The 17,428-nt window shown below is 62.8% G+C and carries 15 protein-coding genes; 10 read left to right on the top strand and 5 right to left on the bottom strand.

Annotation, left to right across the window (positions count from 1 at the left end):
- The first annotated feature begins 21 nt into the window (after positions 1-21).
- From hisG to hisC, 3 genes are all read left to right on the top strand, one after another.
- Positions 22-657, top strand: a complete 636-nt coding sequence (gene hisG / locus ACN8M7_RS01445; protein ID WP_061240588.1) for an ATP phosphoribosyltransferase — start codon at positions 22-24, stop codon at positions 655-657.
- A gap of 122 nt (positions 658-779) precedes the next feature.
- Positions 780-2,090 carry a histidinol dehydrogenase gene (gene hisD, locus ACN8M7_RS01440; protein ID WP_490259525.1) on the top strand — a complete coding sequence of 437 codons (1,311 nt, stop codon included), beginning with the start codon at positions 780-782 and terminating at the stop codon, positions 2,088-2,090.
- 109 nt (positions 2,091-2,199) lie between these two features.
- Positions 2,200-3,252, top strand: coding sequence for a histidinol-phosphate transaminase (gene hisC, locus ACN8M7_RS01435; RefSeq protein WP_061240590.1), 1,053 nt, complete (start codon positions 2,200-2,202; stop codon positions 3,250-3,252).
- Between the two features lie 44 nt (positions 3,253-3,296).
- On the opposite strand, the gene ACN8M7_RS01430 is transcribed toward hisC, so the two are convergent.
- Together ACN8M7_RS01430 and algW are read right to left on the bottom strand one after the other, a co-directional pair.
- A complete protein-coding gene (locus tag ACN8M7_RS01430; RefSeq protein ID WP_490259524.1) occupies positions 3,297-4,016 on the bottom strand; it encodes a DUF4198 domain-containing protein in 720 nt (239 codons plus the stop codon).
- A gap of 113 nt (positions 4,017-4,129) precedes the next feature.
- The gene (gene algW, locus ACN8M7_RS01425) at positions 4,130-5,272 is read right to left on the bottom strand and encodes a Do family serine endopeptidase AlgW (protein ID WP_061240592.1); all 1,143 of its coding nucleotides are present in this window, start codon (positions 5,270-5,272) and stop codon (positions 4,130-4,132) included.
- 110 nt (positions 5,273-5,382) lie between these two features.
- Between algW and ACN8M7_RS01420 the strand changes: the two genes are divergently transcribed.
- The 3 genes from ACN8M7_RS01420 (at position 5,383) to cysN (ending at position 9,099) form a co-directional block, all read left to right on the top strand.
- On the top strand, positions 5,383-6,141 hold the full coding sequence (locus ACN8M7_RS01420; RefSeq protein ID WP_490259523.1) for a Nif3-like dinuclear metal center hexameric protein: 759 nt from the start codon (positions 5,383-5,385) through the stop codon (positions 6,139-6,141).
- Between the two features lie 132 nt (positions 6,142-6,273).
- Positions 6,274-7,191, top strand: coding sequence for a sulfate adenylyltransferase subunit CysD (gene cysD / locus ACN8M7_RS01415; protein WP_490259522.1), 918 nt, complete (start codon positions 6,274-6,276; stop codon positions 7,189-7,191).
- Positions 7,192-7,203: 12 nt separating this feature from the next.
- Positions 7,204-9,099 (top strand): sulfate adenylyltransferase subunit CysN, encoded by a 1,896-nt coding sequence (gene cysN / locus ACN8M7_RS01410; protein ID WP_490259521.1) that lies wholly within the window; start codon positions 7,204-7,206, stop codon positions 9,097-9,099.
- 899 nt (positions 9,100-9,998) lie between these two features.
- Here the strand turns inward: cysN and ACN8M7_RS01405 are convergent.
- On the bottom strand, positions 9,999-10,430 hold the full coding sequence (locus ACN8M7_RS01405; RefSeq protein ID WP_061240595.1) for a Z-ring associated ZapG family protein: 432 nt from the start codon (positions 10,428-10,430) through the stop codon (positions 9,999-10,001).
- Positions 10,431-10,695: 265 nt separating this feature from the next.
- Here ACN8M7_RS01405 and ACN8M7_RS01400 point away from each other — a divergent pair, with 265 nt between their 5' ends.
- The 3 genes from ACN8M7_RS01400 to zapE all read left to right on the top strand — a co-directional run bounded on the left by ACN8M7_RS01400 (position 10,696) and on the right by zapE (position 13,927).
- Positions 10,696-11,325: an alpha/beta hydrolase gene (locus ACN8M7_RS01400; protein ID WP_490259520.1), complete on the top strand. Its 630-nt coding sequence runs from the start codon at positions 10,696-10,698 to the stop codon at positions 11,323-11,325.
- Between the two features lie 28 nt (positions 11,326-11,353).
- On the top strand, positions 11,354-12,700 hold the full coding sequence (locus tag ACN8M7_RS01395) for a tryptophan--tRNA ligase (RefSeq protein ID WP_490259519.1): 1,347 nt from the start codon (positions 11,354-11,356) through the stop codon (positions 12,698-12,700).
- Positions 12,701-12,832: 132 nt separating this feature from the next.
- Complete coding sequence (gene zapE / locus ACN8M7_RS01390; RefSeq protein ID WP_061240598.1) at positions 12,833-13,927, top strand: cell division protein ZapE; 1,095 nt, start codon at positions 12,833-12,835, stop codon at positions 13,925-13,927.
- A gap of 71 nt (positions 13,928-13,998) precedes the next feature.
- Here zapE and ACN8M7_RS01385 read toward each other — a convergent pair whose 3' ends face one another.
- Positions 13,999-14,961, bottom strand: a complete 963-nt coding sequence (locus tag ACN8M7_RS01385) for a hypothetical protein (protein WP_490259518.1) — start codon at positions 14,959-14,961, stop codon at positions 13,999-14,001.
- A 134-nt stretch (positions 14,962-15,095) separates the two neighbouring features.
- The gene (locus tag ACN8M7_RS01380; protein WP_197432199.1) at positions 15,096-16,001 is read right to left on the bottom strand and encodes a GlxA family transcriptional regulator; all 906 of its coding nucleotides are present in this window, start codon (positions 15,999-16,001) and stop codon (positions 15,096-15,098) included.
- 245 nt (positions 16,002-16,246) lie between these two features.
- Between ACN8M7_RS01380 and ACN8M7_RS01375 the strand changes: the two genes are divergently transcribed.
- On the top strand, positions 16,247-17,386 hold the full coding sequence (locus ACN8M7_RS01375) for an acyl-CoA dehydrogenase family protein (protein ID WP_490259517.1): 1,140 nt from the start codon (positions 16,247-16,249) through the stop codon (positions 17,384-17,386).
- Positions 17,387-17,428 lie beyond the last annotated feature (42 nt).

The following is a 17,428-nucleotide window of genomic DNA, read 5'->3' as shown; positions in this document are numbered from 1 at the left end:
TCCGTTCAAGGAAACCGTTTCATGCTGACCATCGCCCTGTCCAAAGGCCGCATTCTCGATGACACCCTGCCGTTGCTGGCTGCTGCGGGCATCGAGCCGACCGAGAATCCGGACAAGAGCCGCAAGCTGATCATCCCTACCACCCAGGATGACGTGCGCCTGCTGATCGTGCGTGCCACCGATGTGCCGACCTACGTCGAGCATGGCGCAGCCGACCTCGGCGTGGCCGGCAAGGACGTGTTGATGGAGTACGGCGGCCAGGGCATCTACGAGCCGCTGGATCTGCAGATCGCCAAGTGCAAGCTGATGACCGCCGGCAAGGTCGGTGCGCCGGAGCCGAAAGGGCGTCTGCGCGTGGCCACCAAGTTCGTCAACGTCGCCAAGCGTTACTACGCCGAGCAAGGGCGTCAGGTCGACATCATCAAGCTGTACGGCTCGATGGAGCTGGCGCCGTTGGTGGGCCTGGCCGACAAGATCATCGACGTAGTCGACACCGGCAATACCCTGCGTGCCAACGGTCTGGAACCGCAGGAAATGATCGCCACCATCAGCTCGCGGCTGATCGTCAACAAGGCGTCGATGAAGATGCAGCATGCGCGCATCCAGGCCCTGATCGAAACCCTGCGCGGCGCCGTCGAGGCGCGACACCAGGGCTGATTTCTCACCGCGACTTCTGGTCGCGGCAGCCTATCCGTGTCATAGCCAAATTCTCAGGTGCCCGCACGGTGGGCTTGCTACTCTAGCGGCGCCTGAGATTTGCCATTACACGAGGCTTTGCCATGACCGCTCCCATCGCTGTTCGCCGACTCAACGCTGCTGACCAGGACTTCGCCCGACACCTGGATCATCTGCTGAGCTGGGAGAGTGTGTCCGACGATGGCGTCAACCAGCGCGTGCTGGAAATCATCCAGGCCGTGCGCGAGCGCGGCGATGCCGCCCTGGTCGAGTACACCCAGCGTTTCGATGGCCTGAAGGTCGCCTCGATGGCCGAACTGATCCTGCCGCGCGAGCGTCTGGAACTGGCCCTGACCCGCATCAGCGCCGAACAGCGCCAGGCGCTGGAAGTCGCCGCCGAGCGCGTGCGCAGCTACCACGAGAAGCAGAAGCAGGATTCCTGGCGCTACACCGAGGCCGACGGCACGGTGTTGGGGCAAAAGGTCACCCCGCTGGATCGCGCCGGCCTGTACGTGCCAGGCGGCAAGGCATCGTACCCATCCTCGGTGCTGATGAACGCGATTCCGGCCAAGGTCGCCGGTGTGCCGGAAGTGGTGATGGTGGTGCCGACGCCGCGTGGCGAGATCAACGAGATCGTCCTGGCTGCCGCCGCCATCGCCGGTGTCGACCGCGTATTCACCATCGGTGGCGCCCAGGCTGTCGCTGCGCTGGCCTATGGCACCGAGAGCGTGCCGCCGGTGGACAAGATCGTCGGCCCTGGCAACATCTACGTTGCCACAGCCAAACGCCATGTATTCGGCAAGGTCGGCATCGACATGATCGCCGGCCCGTCGGAAATCCTCGTGGTCTGCGACGGCCAGACCGATCCGGACTGGATCGCCATGGACCTGTTTTCCCAGGCCGAGCACGACGAAGATGCCCAGTCGATTCTGGTCAGCCCGGATGCCGACTTCCTCGACCGCGTGGCTGAAAGCATCGCCAAGCTGCTGCCGACCATGGAGCGTGCCGAGATCATCCGCACCTCGCTGGAAGGCCGTGGTGCGCTGATCCAGGTAGCGGACATGGCCCAGGCCATCGAAGTGGCCAACCACATCGCCCCAGAGCACCTGGAGCTGTCGGTGGCCGACCCGGAAGCCTGGCTGCCGCAGATTCGTCATGCCGGTGCGATCTTCATGGGTCGCTACACCGCAGAGGCCCTGGGCGACTACGTGGCTGGCCCGAACCATGTGCTGCCCACTTCCGGCACCGCGCGCTTTTCCTCGCCGCTGGGGGTGTACGACTTCCAGAAGCGTTCGTCGATCATCTTCTGCTCGCCGGATGGCGCGTCGGAGCTGGGCAAGAGCGCTTCGGTGCTGGCCCGTGGCGAGTCGCTGACCGCGCACGCACGCAGCGCCGAGTACCGCATCAAGAGCTAGCGCTTATGTAGGGTGGACAACGTTTTGCTTGTCCACTGCTTTGTCTGGTGGACAGCGCTGCGCGGTTTCCACCCTAAGAGAATCCAAGCATTCGAGGAGAGAAGGGCAGATGAGCAAATTCTGGAGCCCCTTCGTCAAAGACCTGGTGCCCTACGTGCCGGGTGAGCAGCCCAAGCTGAGCAAGCTGGTCAAGCTGAACACCAACGAGAACCCCTACGGCCCGTCGCCCAAGGCCATTGCCGCGATGCAGGCCGAGGTCAACGACAACCTGCGCCTGTACCCCGACCCCAACAGCGATCGCCTGAAGCAGGCGGTGGCTGACTATTACGGCGTGCAGACGGCTCAGGTATTCGTCGGCAACGGCTCCGACGAGGTGCTGGCGCACGCTTTCCATGGCCTGTTCCAGCATGACGCGCCGCTGCTGTTCCCAGACATCAGCTACAGCTTCTATCCGGTCTATTGCGGCCTGTACGGCATCGACCACGAGCAGGTGGCGCTGGACGAGCAGTTCCAGATCCGCGTCGAAGACTATGCCCGGCCCAATGGCGGCATCATCTTCCCCAACCCCAATGCGCCGACTGGCTGCCTGCTGCCGCTCGAGGCCATCGAGCGTCTGCTGCTGGGCAGTCCTGACTCGGTGGTGCTGGTGGACGAGGCCTATATCGACTTCGGTGGCCAGACGGCCATTGCTCTGGTCGACAAGTACCCGAACCTGCTGGTGACCCAGACGCTATCCAAGTCGCGCTCGCTGGCGGGGCTGCGCGTCGGCATCGCGGTCGGCCACCCGGATCTGATCGAGGCGCTGGAGCGGATCAAGAACAGCTTCAACTCCTATCCGCTCGATCGCATGGCCATCGCCGGTGCGGCGGCAGCCTTCGAAGATCGTGCCTACTTCGAGCAGACCTGCCAGCAGGTGATCGACAGTCGCGAGGCGGTGGTCGCTGGCCTGCAGGGGCTGGGCTTCGAGGTACTGCCGTCGGCAGCCAACTTCGTCTTCGCCCGTCATCCGGGCAAGGATGCCGCGACCCTGGCTGCAGGCCTGCGTGAGCAGGGGGTGATCGTGCGTCACTTCAAGCAAGCGCGTATCGCCCAGTTCCTGCGCATCACCATCGGTACGCCGGAGCAGAACCAGGCGTTGCTGGACGCTCTGCAGAGCTTGTGACGGCTTGCTGCAGGCGCGCTCAAAGTCGCGCCTGCAGGGCTCGATCAGTGGTGATGGCCCTGGCCGACGAAGGTCAGGGAGGTGAACAGGCCGCGTGTTTCGATATCGGCATCGTCCTTGACCGGCAGATCGACCTCGGCGGCGATGATGTTGAGGCCCTGGTTGCGCACCATCACCTTGGCGCGGCCCTCTGCATCGGTGGTGGCGCTGACCTCGTCCGGCGCACCCCGGTAGTCGCCTATCAGCTTGACCCCAGCCATCGGCTTGCCGTCTACCAGCACGCGCACCGGCAGAGGTTTCCCCGGGCCAACTTCCAGCGGATCGACCTCCGGCACGATCACCATCTTCAGTTGCTTGAGCTCCGGCAGTTTGGCGCCTTCTTCATAGATCGCCAGGCTGTACTTGTAGGTGTGCAGTGATTGCGTGGAGTTCGGCACCTGGCTGCGCCCCTGGTTGATCCATTGACCGTCCGGGGTCTTCGACCAGGCGCCATTATCCAGCGCGACGGCCATCACTGCCGGCGGCTTGAGCGGTTGCAGGCGAGCGTGGTCGGCCAGCCGCTCGACGGTCACCGGGATCATCTTGCCGGCCGTGTTATAGGCCCAGGCGCCACTGATCTTCTTGGCGTCGAAGGCGTTGTCCTCCTCGCCATGCCCATAGACGACCTCGACATTGCCGCGGCGCTCTTCCGTCCACAGCCCATGGGCCAGGGCGTAGGGGCTAGCGAACAAACTGGTAAGCAACACGCAGGTACTCAGACGCATGAACAATCTCCTTGAAGTCGTGGCACCAATCCCTTGGTGGGTTGGTTGATTTATATGTAATAACGTTTCATTTGTAATTTCAAGCGAACTGGCAGGAACCAGGTCGCAGGATGTCAGTTGGTGGTAACGGGTGGGCGGATACCGATTTCGGCGGTCAGCTCGAGGGGCTCGCCGTTGCGCATCACTTCGATACGGATCTTGTCGCCGGGCTTGGTGCGTGCCACCTGATTCATCGAGCGCCGGCCGTCGCTGGCCGCTTCACCGTCGATGCTGAGAATCAGATCGCCTGGCTGCAGGCCGGCTTTCTGCGCCGGGCCATCGCGATAGACGCCAGCGACGACGATGCCGGGCCGGCCATCGAGGCCGAAGGACTCGGCCAGCTCCGGTGTCAGTGGTTGCACCTCGACGCCGAGGTAGCCGCGAATCACCTGGCCGTGCTCGATGATCGCCTGCATCACTTCCATCGCCAGCTTCACCGGGATGGCGAAGCCGATGCCCTGCGAGCCGCCGGACTTGGAGAAGATCGCGGTGTTGATGCCGACCAGGTTGCCGTGGGCATCGACCAGAGCGCCGCCAGAGTTGCCGGGGTTGATCGCGGCATCGGTCTGGATGAAGTCTTCGTAGGTGTTGAGGCCCAGCTGGTTACGCCCGGTGGCGCTGATGATGCCCATGGTCACGGTCTGGCCGACGCCGAACGGGTTGCCGATGGCCAGGCTGACATCGCCGATGCGGATTCTGTCGGACTGCCCAAGGGTGATCGCCGGGAGATTGGGCAGGTCGATCTTCAATACCGCCAGGTCGGTCTCCGGGTCGCTTCCGATTACCCGCGCCAGGGTTTCACGGCCGTCCTTGAGGGCCACGACGATCTGGTCGGCGCCGCTGACCACATGATTGTTGGTCAGCAGGTAGCCTTCGCGGCTCATCAGCACGGCCGAACCCAGGCTCGACTCCATGCGCTGTTGGCGGGGCAGGTTGTCGCCGAAGAAGCGGCGGAAGGTCGGGTCTTCGAACAGTGGGTGGGCCGGTTTGCTCACCAGCTTGGTGGTGTACAGGTTGGCCACGGCAGGCGAGGCGGTATCGACGGCCTCGGCGTAGGAGACCGGGCCTTCCTGTGCGCGACTGTAGAGCGGTGCCTGCACCAGTTGCACTTCCTGGCGTGGCAAACCGACCCATTGCGGGTAGCGCTGGATCAGCAGGAGTGCGAGCAGCACACCGACCAGCAGGGGCCAACCGAGAAAACGCAGTGCCTGGGGCATCGAGACAATCCTGAGGGTTGCGGGGGCCAAATTCGGCCCTTAAGGTGGCGCATTATAAAGAGGTGCTCGCCAATTAGGCAGCGGCCCGCAACAGCTTGTGAGGAATCTTGATGGCCATTGCCCTGACCACGTTAGTGGAAGAAGCTGACGCCTTTCTTAATGCAGCGCGTATCAGCGATTACTGCCCCAATGGCTTGCAGGTCGAGGGACGCCCGCACGTACGCCGCATCGTCAGCGGTGTGACCGCCAGCCAGGCGCTTATCGAGGCCGCGATCGAGGCCGAGGCCGACGTGCTGCTGGTGCATCATGGTTATTTCTGGAAGGGCGAGAATCCCTGCGTCACCGGCATGAAGCAGCGTCGCCTGAAAGCCTTGCTGGCGCATGACATCAGTCTGCTGGCCTACCACCTGCCGCTGGACGTGCATCCCGAGGTGGGCAACAACGTACAGCTCGCCCGGCAGCTGGGCATCGTCGTCGAGGGACCGCTGGAGCCTGACAACCCGCGCACCGTCGGGTTGGTCGGTTCGTTGGCGGAGGCGATGAGTGCTGCCGACTTTGCTCGTCACGTGCAGCAGGTGCTCGGTCGCGAGCCGCTGCTTGTCGAAGGGCAGGGGCTGATTCGCCGGGTTGGCTGGTGCACCGGTGGCGGGCAGGGCTACATCGATCAGGCGGTAGCCGCCGGCGTCGATCTGTACCTGACCGGCGAAGCCTCCGAGCAGACCTTCCACAGCGCTCGCGAAAATGCCCTGAGCTTCATCGCAGCCGGACACCATGCCACGGAGCGCTACGGCGTGCAGGCGCTGGGCGACTATCTGGCGCGTCGCTTCGCCCTCGAACACCTGTTCATCGACTGCCCCAATCCGATCTGAATCGCCCGTACGGGCAGGTATAACGCTAGATCGTTTCGGTCTAAATGGCGTCCTGAGTATAAGCAGACGCTGTGGTAGAGTGCGCGCTCGTCCACGGCCCGCCGGCCCCATAACAGCAAACCGTGAGTAGCCATGCTCGACAAATTGACCCATCTCAAGCAGCTGGAGGCGGAAAGCATCCACATCATTCGTGAAGTGGCCGCCGAATTCGACAACCCGGTGATGCTCTATTCCATCGGCAAGGATTCAGCCGTGATGCTGCATCTGGCTCGCAAGGCATTCTTCCCTGGCAAGCTGCCATTTCCTGTGATGCACGTCGATACTCGCTGGAAGTTCCAGGAGATGTATCGCTTTCGCGAGAAGATGGTCAGCGAAATGGGCCTGGACCTGATCACCCACATCAACCCCGATGGTGTGGCGCAGGACATGAACCCCTTCACCTACGGCAGTGCCAAGCACACCGACGTGATGAAGACCGAGGGCCTCAAGCAGGCGCTGGACAAGTACGGCTTCGATGCCGCCTTCGGTGGCGCGCGTCGCGACGAAGAGAAGTCGCGTGCCAAGGAGCGCGTGTACTCCTTCCGCGACAGCAAGCACCGCTGGGATCCGAAGAACCAGCGTCCCGAGCTGTGGAACGTGTACAACGGCAAGGTCAAGAAGGGCGAATCGATCCGCGTCTTCCCGCTGTCGAACTGGACCGAACTGGACATCTGGCAGTACATCTATCTGGAGCAGATCCCGATCGTACCGCTGTACTTCGCCGCCGAGCGCGAGGTGATCGAGAAGAACGGCACGCTGATCATGATCGACGACGAGCGCATCCTCGAGCACCTGTCCGATGAAGAGAAGGCGCGCATCACCAAGAAGATGGTGCGTTTCCGTACCCTCGGCTGCTATCCGCTGACCGGGGCCGTGGAGTCCACCGCCACCTCGCTGCCGGAAATCATCCAGGAGATGCTCCTGACCAAGACCAGCGAACGCCAGGGCCGGGTCATCGACCACGACCAGGCTGGTTCGATGGAAGAGAAGAAACGTCAGGGCTATTTCTGAGGATCGCGCACCATGAGTCACCAATCCGATTTGATCAGCCAGGACATTCTCGCGTACCTGGCCCAGCATGAGCGCAAGGAACTGCTGCGCTTTCTCACCTGCGGCAACGTCGATGACGGCAAGAGCACGCTGATCGGCCGCCTGCTGCACGACTCCAAGATGATCTACGAAGATCACCTGGAAGCCATTACCAAGGATTCGAAGAAGGTCGGCACCACCGGCGACGACATCGACCTGGCGCTGCTGGTCGACGGCCTGCAGGCCGAGCGCGAGCAGGGCATCACCATCGATGTGGCCTATCGCTACTTCTCCACCGCCAAGCGCAAGTTCATCATCGCCGACACCCCCGGTCATGAGCAGTACACGCGCAACATGGCCACCGGGGCCTCCACCTGCGACCTGGCGATCATCCTGATCGACGCCCGCTATGGCGTGCAGACCCAGACCCGTCGGCACAGCTTCATTGCCTCCTTGCTGGGCATCAAGCACATCGTCGTCGCCGTCAACAAGATGGATCTGAAGGACTTCGATCAGGGCGTGTTCGAGCAGATCAAGGCCGACTACCTGGCCTTCGCCGAGAAGATCAACCTGCGCCCGACCACCCTGGAGTTCGTGCCGATGTCGGCGCTCAAGGGCGACAACGTGGTCAACAAGTCCGAGCGCTCGCCGTGGTACACCGGCCAGTCGCTGATGGAGATTCTCGAGACCGTCGAAGTCGCCGGCGACCGCAATTTCGACGACCTGCGCTTCCCGGTGCAGTACGTCAACCGCCCGAACCTGAACTTCCGAGGCTTCGCCGGCACCCTGGCCAGCGGCATCGTGCGCAAGGGCGACGAGGTCATGGCGCTGCCCTCGGGCAAGAGCAGCCGGGTCAAGTCCATCGTCACCTTCGAGGGCGAGCTGGAGCATGCCGGCCCGGGCCAGGCCATCACCCTGACCCTGGAAGACGAGATCGACGTGTCGCGCGGCGACATGCTGGTGCATGCCGACAGTCGTCCGCAGGTCACCGACAGCTTCGAGGCCATGCTGGTGTGGATGGGCGAAGAGCCGATGCTGCCGGGCAAGAAGTACGACATCAAGCGCGCCACCAGCTACGTGCCGGGTTCGATCCCGAGCATCGTCCATCGCGTTGACGTGAACACCCTGGAACAGGGCGCGGCCAGCGAGCTGAAGCTCAACGAGATCGGTCGGGTCAAGGTGGCGCTGGATGCCTCGATTGCCCTGGATGGCTACGAGCACAACCGCACCACCGGCTCGTTCATCGTTGTCGACCGTCTGACCAATGGCACCGTAGGTGCCGGCATGATCATCGCTGACCCGGTCAGCCATGGCGGCGGGCAGCATGGTCGTCTGGCGCACGTGTCGACCGAGGAGCGTGCTTCGCGCTTCGGTCAGCAGCCGGCCACCGTGCTGTTCAGCGGCCTGTCCGGTGCTGGCAAGAGCACCCTGGCCTATGCCGTGGAGCGCAAGCTGTTCGATATGGGCCGTGCGGTCTATGTGCTCGACGGACAGAACCTGCGTCACGACCTGAATAAAGGCCTGCCGCAGGATCGCGCCGGGCGTGCCGAGAACTGGCGCCGCGCCGCGCATGTGGCGCGTCAGTTCAACGAGGCGGGGATGATCGCGCTGGCCGCCTTCGTCGCCCCGGATGCCGAAGGCCGCGAGCAGGCCAAGGCGCTGATCGGCAGCGAGCGTGCGTTGACCGTCTACGTCCAGGCCTCGCCGCAGGTCTGCCAGGCGCGTGATCCGCAGGGGCTGTATGCCGCGGCTGGTGACAACATCCCGGGCGAGTCCTTCCCCTACGACGTGCCGCTGGATGCCGATCTGGTGATCGACACCCAGGCGCAGTCGGTCGAGGAGGGCGTCAAGGCGGTGCTGGATCTGCTGCGTAGTCGCGGCGCGATCTAACATTCGCGATGCTGCATGATGAGCCTCGCTTATTAGCGGGGCTTTTTTATTCCCGGCTGCGGGTGGAGTCGACGATCTTTACCTAATAAAAAGGTTCTCCGCATTTTCGCGACGAGGATACGCTTGACGCCGGGCTGGCAAGTTTGTGTGAGCTTTCGATGACTTGGCACTATCCATTACCGCGTCTCCTGAACGTTTGGGTTGCGCCCCTTACGGGCGCCACACCTTTCTTGCTTGCCCAAGAAAGGTGTGCCAAAGAAGGGCACCCCGACATCCGGGTTTCGCTACGCGAAACTCCCCTCGCTCTGGCGCTGCTCCGGTGGCCGGCTTACATGGGCCGTCCCTGGCCCATTAAGCCTCTCGCCGCATCCATGCGGCTCGCTCCCCTACGCAACACCTCTGCTCGGCCTTCTGAAGGGGACCGGGGCGCGAGCTTGCAAGATTTCCACAGGCTCAAGCTCGATGGCGTCTGTTTTTGCTTTTGCTCTTAGGCAGCGATCATGCAGGCGACGCCCAAATTCCCTTCAGGAGGCCGAGTGGAATCACCGTGGAAGGGGTTGAGCGACATGGATGTCGCGAGAGCTGCGATGGGCCAGGGATGGCCCTTCGTGGCGCGCCCCTGGAGCGGTGATGGAACGAGGGAACCCCGGCGTAGCCGGGGCCGGATGTCGGGGTGCCCTTCTCTTTGGTTACTTTCTCTTGGGCAAGCAAGAGAAAGTGACTCGCCCGTAAGGGGCGAAACCCATCAGACCGGGCGGCGTGTGAATGGATAGTGCCAAGTCATCGAAAGCTCACACAAACTTGCCAGTCTGGTATGTCAACCCGCACGTTCTCCAAACTATGCGAGGAAGCATAAAAAAGCCCCGCAATCGCGGGGCTCGGTGTTTCTGGCTAGCGGGTTACTTCTTCAGCCCGTAGCTCTCGTCCAGCATGCCGGGGCCATCGCTTTTCGGCGCATAGTCCTTGGGCATTTCGTGGTTCTTCGGCGGCGTCAGACGCTCGCGCTTTTCGCCAGTTTCGCTGCTGTTCAGAGTGGCCAGCAGGCGCTGACGAGTCAGCTCGTCCAGGGCCAGGCGGTTGGCGCCGTCGGACAGGTGCTCCTGCACGTCCTGATAGCTCTGGGTGAGTTTCTTCACCAGGCTGGCGGTGGTGTTGAAGTGGGTCACCACTTCACTCTGGTAGGCCTCGAAGCGTGCCTGCATTTCATCCATCTGCCGCTGCGTACGGCCCGGTGCAGCATTGGGGGCCAGGCGGGCGAGCACAAAGCCCACGGCGATGCCGACCACCAGGGTCAGGGCGGGTATCAACCAGGCTGTAACGGTCTGTTCCACGAGTCCTTCCTCTCAAAACGGCTTTGCTTTACGTTAGCGGCTTGAGCCTGTGCTGTATACGACCATAGCCTGCTCGGAGTCTACTGCGCGTCGGCGCTGCTGGGTTAAAAACAGGTTCGGAATGCGCATGTACGACAGTACACTTCGCTTTCTCTCCTGTTTTTGCCTTGCATTGCGCGAGCTCTCGAGACGCTGAACAGGTTCATTTGCCACACAGGCAGTTTGCTAGACGAGTCGACCCGTTGCGGGGTCACGGAGTTCAGTGTTGCTCAGTCGCGAAACCCCTCTTTTCATTCAAGGCCCGGTGGGCCAACTCGAATCCCTCCTGCTGGAAGTGCCGGATGCCCGTGGCGTGGCGCTGGTCTGCCACCCCAATCCGGTGCAAGGCGGCACCATGCTCAACAAGGTGGTGAGCACCTTGCAGCGTACCGCACGTGACAGTGGCTACCACACCTTGCGTTTCAATTATCGAGGCGTTGGAGCCAGTGCCGGCAGCCATGACATGGGCACCGGCGAAGTCGACGATGCTGAGGCCGTCGCTGCCTGGCTCAAGCAACAGTACCCGAGCCTGCCGGTCACGCTACTGGGTTTTTCCTTCGGCGGCTTCGTCGCCGCGGCGCTGGGTGCGCGCCTGGAAGCGCAGGGGCAGGTGCCGAGCAAGCTGTTCATGGTCGCTCCGGCGGTGCATCGCCTGACGGCCGATACGCCACCGGCCAGCCAGTGCCCGCTGGTGGTGATCCAGCCCGATGCCGACGAAGTGGTCGAGCCGCAGGCGGTGTACGACTGGTCGGCCAACCTTGGGCGTGCCCACGAGCTGCTGAAAGTGGCAGAATGCGGTCACTTTTTTCACGGCAAGCTGACGGATCTCAAGGATCTGCTGTTACCTCGCCTGTAAGTTTTTCAGCCATTTCTAAGCGAACGCCATGACCACCCGTATCCTTACCGGTATCACCACCACCGGCACGCCGCACCTGGGCAACTATGCCGGCGCCATCCGTCCGGCCATCGCGGCCAGCCGCGACCCGCAGATGGACTCCTTCTATTTTCTCGCTGACTACCATGCGCTGATCAAGTGCGATGATCCGGCGCGCATCCAGCGTTCGCGCCTGGAAATCGCTGCTACCTGGCTGGCGCTGGGTCTGGATACCGACAAGGCGACCTTCTACCGTCAGTCCGATATCCCCGAGATTCCCGAGCTGTGCTGGCTGCTGACTTGCGTCGCTGGCAAGGGCCTGCTCAACCGTGCCCACGCCTACAAGGCCTCGGTGGACAAGAACGTCGAGGCCGGTGAGGACCCGGATGCCGGCGTGAGCATGGGCCTGTTCAGCTACCCGGTGCTGATGGCTGCGGACATCCTCATGTTCAACGCGCAGAAGGTGCCGGTCGGCCGTGACCAGATCCAGCACGTGGAAATGGCCCGCGACATCGGCCAGCGCTTCAATCACCTGTTCGGTAAGGGCAAGGACCTGTTCCTTCTGCCTGAGGTGGTGATCGAGGAAGAAGTGGCGACGCTGCCCGGCCTCGACGGGCGCAAGATGAGCAAGAGCTACGACAACACCATCCCGCTGTTCGGCACGGCCAAGCAGCTCAAGGACGCCGTGGCGCGCATCGTCACCGACTCCAGGTTGCCGGGTGAAGCCAAGGATGTCGAAGGTTCACACCTGTTCACCCTGTACCAGGCCTTTGCCAGCCACGCGCAGCAGGCCGAGTTCCGTGCTGAGCTCGAAGGCGGCCTGGCCTGGGGCGAGGCGAAGAATCGTCTTTACCAGTTGCTCGAAGAGACCCTGGGCGAGGCGCGCGAGCGCTACAACGCGCTGATCGCCAAGCCGGCCGATCTGGAGGACATCCTCCTTGCCGGTGCCACCAAGGCGCGCAAGATCGCTACGCCGTTCCTCGGTGAGCTGCGTGAGGCCGTGGGCCTGCGCTCGTTCCGCGAGCAGGTGCAGGTCGCCGCTGGCGAGAAGAAGAAAACCGCCAAGAGCGCGCGTTTCGTCAGCTTCCGCGATGACGACGGCAGCTTCCGCTTCCGCCTGCTGGATGCCGACGGCGAGCAACTGCTGCTGTCGAAGTCCTTCGCCGATGGCAAGTCGGCCGGCATGATCAACAAGCGCCTGCAGTCTGGCGAACCGCTGGATGTGCGCGCCGAAGGTCTGGCATTCGCGGTCTGGATCGACGGTGAAAACGTGGCGAGCAGCCCCGAGTTCGCTGACGGCCAGGCGCTGGAAGCGGCCATTGCCCGTCTGCGTGAGGCCCTGGCGCCGCAGGAGTGAAGTAGCCCGGATGCAATCCGGGACGAGCATCGCCAGCATTCCCCGATTACATCCGGGCTACGGGCAGATTGCCAATCAACGGGGGCGTCGCTAAAGTGACGCCCCCGTTTTTACTTGCCCGGCTAACGAATCATGACCCCCTTAGAGCGTTATCAGGCCGACCTCAAGCGGCCCGACTTCTTCCATGATGCGGCCCAGGAAAATGCCGTCCGCCATTTGCAGCGTCTATATGACGATCTGATCGCGCGCGATCAGGGCAAATCCGGGCTGATGGGCAAGCTGTTCGGCAAGAAGCCGCAGGCGCCGGTCAAGGGGCTGTATTTCTGGGGCGGCGTCGGGCGCGGCAAGACCTATCTGGTCGACACCTTCTTCGATGCGCTGCCGTTCGAGCAGAAAGTGCGTACTCACTTTCACCGCTTCATGAAGCGCGTGCACGAGGAGATGAAGACCCTCAAGGGTGAGAAGAACCCGCTGACCATCATAGGCAAGCGTTTCGCCGACGAGGCTCGGGTGATCTGCTTCGATGAATTCTTCGTCAGCGACATCACCGACGCGATGATTCTCGCCACCCTGCTCGAAGAGCTGTTCAAGAACGGCGTGTCGCTGGTGGCCACCTCCAACATCGTGCCGGACGGTCTGTACAAGGACGGCCTGCAGCGTGCGCGCTTCCTGCCAGCCATCGCCCTGCTCAAGCAGCACACCGATATCGTCAACGTCGACAGCGGCGTCGACTATCGTCTGCGTGCGCTGGAGCAGGCCGAACTGTTCCACTTCCCGCTCGGCCCGGCTGCGGAAGACAGCCTGCGCAAGAGTTTCCAGAGCCTGCTGCCGGACTGCACCCACATGGTGGAGAACGAGGCGCTGATGATCGAAAATCGTGCCATCAACGCCGTGCGGGTGTGCGAGGACGTGGCCTGGTTCGAGTTTCGCGAACTGTGCGACGGCCCGCGCAGTCAGAACGACTACATCGAGCTGGGCAAGGTCTTCCACGCGGTGATTCTGGCCAACGTCGAGCAGATGAGCGTGGCCAAGGACGATATGGCGCGGCGTTTCATCAACCTGGTGGACGAGTTCTATGATCGCAACGTCAAGCTGATCATCTCCGCCGAGGTGGAGCTCAAGGATCTCTACACCGGCGGCCGTCTGAGCTTCGAGTTCCAGCGTACGCTGAGTCGTCTGCTGGAAATGCAATCGCACGAATTCCTCTCGCGCCCACACCGGCCCTGACGGAAAGCGATATGAAAAAGGCGACCCACAAGGTCGCCTTTTTCATTGGTGCGCGGGCATGCGCTCGGCCTTCAGTGCTGCGCCAGCTTCTGCTGATACTGGCTTAGCAGTTTTCGCGCATGGGCCACTTCCAGTGCCTCCATGGCGCTGATGGGTTTGATCGCAGCGGCGCGCTCGAGGTGGTCGATCACCTTGTTTTCTTCGTCGTCACCGTATACGTAGGTCAGCGCGTTGGCGTATTCGTAATGGCCGATGGGCAGGTCGTCGCGGGCCCGGAAGCTGCGCTGAAAGTAGGTCTCCATCTTGTCGGCGCTGACGCCGTAGGTCATCCGGCCCACCAGTTTGCCGACCTTGCGAATCACCCCCGCTTCGTAGCCGCCGTAGAGCGCCAGAGCGAACGGCTGCTTCGGCTGTTTGGCCAGTAGTTCGTCCAGCTCCTGGGGGATTTGCGAGGTGTAGCCACGCTTGAGCACCACCGGCACCGACAGTTCCTCGCCGAGGCGCGCCTTGGCATAGACGCGGCCGAACTGCGCAACGGTGTCCGCTTGCACCAGTTCACCGGCCTCGTCGGTGTAGGCAATCACTTCCTCGAGCAGGCGATGTTTTTCTGATTGGTCCGGCACCAGAAACATGGCGTAGATCACCTGGGCGAACATCGCCGGGATCTGTCCGCCGACGCCTAGCGCGAGCCCCTGTTCCTTGGCCTGGGCGAAGTCACCCCGGAACATCAGGCGCCAGACGTCTTGCAGTTTCTGCGCGTAAAGCTCGGCTTCTTCCGGCTTGCCGGTAAAGCCGGTGCCGGCGGCGACGGTCTTCTCCAGGGCCTGTGGATGGCTGCTGGCCATGCTCACCACCCAGTCGGCATCGGGGAAGGGGTAGTCGCCGAAGCCGCGCGTCAGTTGCGGCCAGGCCTGGCGCAGCTTGTCGCCGCTGTAGTCATAGGCGCTCTGGTCGAGGGGGAAGGGTTTCCAGTTATCGGCGGCGGCAGCACCGAGGCTGCAGGTGGCAAGCAGGGCAAGCAAGAGACGGCGCATGGCGGTGAACCTGTTGTTGTTATCTTCGTTCACCGATCATAGGGCGCTGCCGTTAGGCGCCAACCTAACCAAGGGTGGGCTGGCTATTTGCCTGAGGCTCGCCGCAACCCGCCCTGATCGGCCGGCGTGCCCGTTCAGGCGTGCGCGTCTTTCTGCTGGAACTGGCGGCGGTACTGGTTCGGCGACAGCTCGGTGTGCTGGCGAAACAGTCGGGCGAAGAAGCTGGCGTCGTCGTAGCCCACTTCGTAGCTGATGGTCTTGATGCTCTTGCGGGTGGAGGAGAGCAGGCTCTTGGCGGTCTCGATGCGCAAGCGTTGCAGGTAGTGCAGGGGCTTGTCGCCGGTAGCGCCCTGAAAGCGGCGCATGAAGTTGCGGATGCTCATGCCGTGCTCACGCGCCACGTCCTCGAAGCGAAACTTGTCGGCGTAGTGCTCCTCGAGCCAGTGCTGGATCTGCAGCACGGTGACGTCCTGATGCAGCTTCTGCCCGCCGAAGCCGATGCGGCCCGGTGTGTAGCTGCGCTGCACCTCGTAGAGGATGTCACGTGCTACGCCCTGGGCCACGCCGGCGCCGCAGTAGCGCTCGATCAGATAGATGTAGAGGTCGCAGGCCGAGGTGGTGCCGCCTGCGCAGTAAAGGTTGTCGGCATCGGACAGGTGCTTGTCCTGGTTCAGTTGCACCTTGGGGAAGCGCTCGGCGAATTCGCGGAAGAAGCGCCAGTAGGTGGTTGCCTCCTTGCCGTCGAGCAGGCCGGCTTCCGCCATCCAGAACACGCCGCTGGCCTCGCCGCAGATCGCCGCGCCGTTGGCATGCTGGCGTTTGAGCCAGTCCAGAACCTGTGGATAGCGGCGACTGAGCGCATCAAAGTCGTCCCAGAAGGCCGGCAGGATGATCACGTCGCAAGCGTCCAGGCCGCTGTCTACTGGCACCCTGACCTTGCTGAAGCTGTTCACCGGCAGCCCGTCGGGGCTGACCAGGTGGATTTCGAACGGTGGCTCGAGACCCAGCCCCTGCTGCTTGGCATAGCGAATGCCGGCCATGTGGAAGAAGTCCTTGGCCTGCAGCAGGGTAGAGGCGAAGACGCCATCGGTGGCGAGGATGCTGACACGGCGCAAGGCTGCGCGCGGCTCTGGGATAACCATGGGTATTTATTCTTGTTCAAGGCTAAGTGGTCATGCAGCGGCTGGATCGTCTTATTTTTTGGCGGTTGTGTCCAGTGTAACCAAGCGTTTGCTTGGCTAAAGTCGAGGCCACGCTTTTTCCCGTCTCGGATACAGGTAACGCCATGATCCCCAGAACGATATTCAGCTCCGACCATGAACTGTTCCGCGACAGCGTGCGCAAGTTTCTCGAGCAGGAGGCGGTGCCTTTCCATCATCAGTGGGAGAAGGATGGGCATATCGACCGGGCTCTGTGGAACAAGGCGGGCGAGGCGGGGATGCTGTGTTCGCATCTCCCTGAAGAATACGGCGGCATGGCGGCCGACTTCCTCTACAGCACCGTGGTGATCGAGGAAATTGGGCGTCTGGGGCTGACCGGCATTGGTTTCTCCCTGCACTCCGATATCGTCGCGCCTTATATCCTGCATTACGGCAGCGAAGCGCAGAAGCAGCATTACCTGCCCAAGCTGGCCAGCGGCGAGATGGTCACCGCCATCGCCATGACCGAGCCGGGTGCTGGCTCCGACCTGCAGGGCGTGAAGACCACCGCGGTGCTCGATGGCGACGAGTACGTGATCAACGGCTCGAAGACCTTCATCACCAACGGTTGGCTGGCCGATCTGGTCGTCGTGGTGGCCAAGACCGATCCGAAGGCCGGCGCCAAGGGCACCAGTCTGTTGCTGGTCGAGGCCAATACACCCGGGTTCTCCAGGGGCAAGCGCCTGGAGAAGGTCGGCATGAAGGCGCAGGACACCTCCGAGCTGTTCTTCCAGGACGTGCGTGTGCCCAAGGAGAACCTGCTGGGGCAGCCGGGCATGGGCTTCGCCTACCTCATGCAGGAGCTGCCGCAGGAGCGCCTGACCGTGGGCGTCGGCGCCCTGGCTTCGGCCGAGGCGGCGCTGCAGTGGACGCTGGACTACACCCGTGAGCGCAAGGCCTTTGGCAAGGCCGTCGCCGACTTCCAGAACACCCGCTTCAAGCTCGCCGAGATGGCGACGGAGATTCAGGTCGGCCGGGTATTCATCGACCGCTGCCTGGAGTTGCACCTCGAGGGCAAGCTGGATGTGCCAACCGCGGCGATGCTCAAGTACTGGGGCACCGACCTGCAGTGCAAGGTGCTCGACGAGTGTGTGCAGTTGCACGGCGGCTACGGTTACATGTGGGAATACCCGGTGGCCCGGGCGTGGGCCGATGCACGGGTGCAGCGCATCTACGCCGGCACCAACGAGATCATGAAGGAGATCATCGCTCGCTCGTTGACCTGACAACCGCGCGGCCAGAAAAAAGCCCGGCATTGCCGGGCTTTT

The organism is Pseudomonas spartinae, from assembly GCF_965197125.1.
In the GTDB taxonomy this organism is placed as follows: Bacteria; Pseudomonadota; Gammaproteobacteria; order Pseudomonadales; family Pseudomonadaceae; genus Aquipseudomonas; species Aquipseudomonas composti_A.
Note: the sequence above shows the minus strand (reverse complement) of the source record. Positions and strands in the feature narration are given on the sequence as shown.

What these genes read in the sequence shown, in the direction of transcription:
- hisG (WP_061240588.1), top strand. Translation starts at nt 22, where the DNA reads ATGCTGACCATCGCCCTGTCCAAAGGCCGCATTCTCGATGACACCCTG.
- hisD (WP_490259525.1), top strand. Translation starts at nt 780, where the DNA reads ATGACCGCTCCCATCGCTGTTCGCCGACTCAACGCTGCTGACCAGGAC.
- hisC (WP_061240590.1), top strand. Translation starts at nt 2,200, where the DNA reads ATGAGCAAATTCTGGAGCCCCTTCGTCAAAGACCTGGTGCCCTACGTG.
- ACN8M7_RS01430 (WP_490259524.1), bottom strand. Translation starts at nt 4,016, where the DNA reads ATGCGTCTGAGTACCTGCGTGTTGCTTACCAGTTTGTTCGCTAGCCCC.
- algW (WP_061240592.1), bottom strand. Translation starts at nt 5,272, where the DNA reads ATGCCCCAGGCACTGCGTTTTCTCGGTTGGCCCCTGCTGGTCGGTGTG.
- ACN8M7_RS01420 (WP_490259523.1), top strand. Translation starts at nt 5,383, where the DNA reads ATGGCCATTGCCCTGACCACGTTAGTGGAAGAAGCTGACGCCTTTCTT.
- cysD (WP_490259522.1), top strand. Translation starts at nt 6,274, where the DNA reads ATGCTCGACAAATTGACCCATCTCAAGCAGCTGGAGGCGGAAAGCATC.
- cysN (WP_490259521.1), top strand. Translation starts at nt 7,204, where the DNA reads ATGAGTCACCAATCCGATTTGATCAGCCAGGACATTCTCGCGTACCTG.
- ACN8M7_RS01395 (WP_490259519.1), top strand. Translation starts at nt 11,354, where the DNA reads ATGACCACCCGTATCCTTACCGGTATCACCACCACCGGCACGCCGCAC.
- zapE (WP_061240598.1), top strand. Translation starts at nt 12,833, where the DNA reads ATGACCCCCTTAGAGCGTTATCAGGCCGACCTCAAGCGGCCCGACTTC.
- ACN8M7_RS01385 (WP_490259518.1), bottom strand. Translation starts at nt 14,961, where the DNA reads ATGCGCCGTCTCTTGCTTGCCCTGCTTGCCACCTGCAGCCTCGGTGCT.
- ACN8M7_RS01380 (WP_197432199.1), bottom strand. Translation starts at nt 16,001, where the DNA reads ATGGCCGGCATTCGCTATGCCAAGCAGCAGGGGCTGGGTCTCGAGCCA.
- ACN8M7_RS01375 (WP_490259517.1), top strand. Translation starts at nt 16,247, where the DNA reads ATGATCCCCAGAACGATATTCAGCTCCGACCATGAACTGTTCCGCGAC.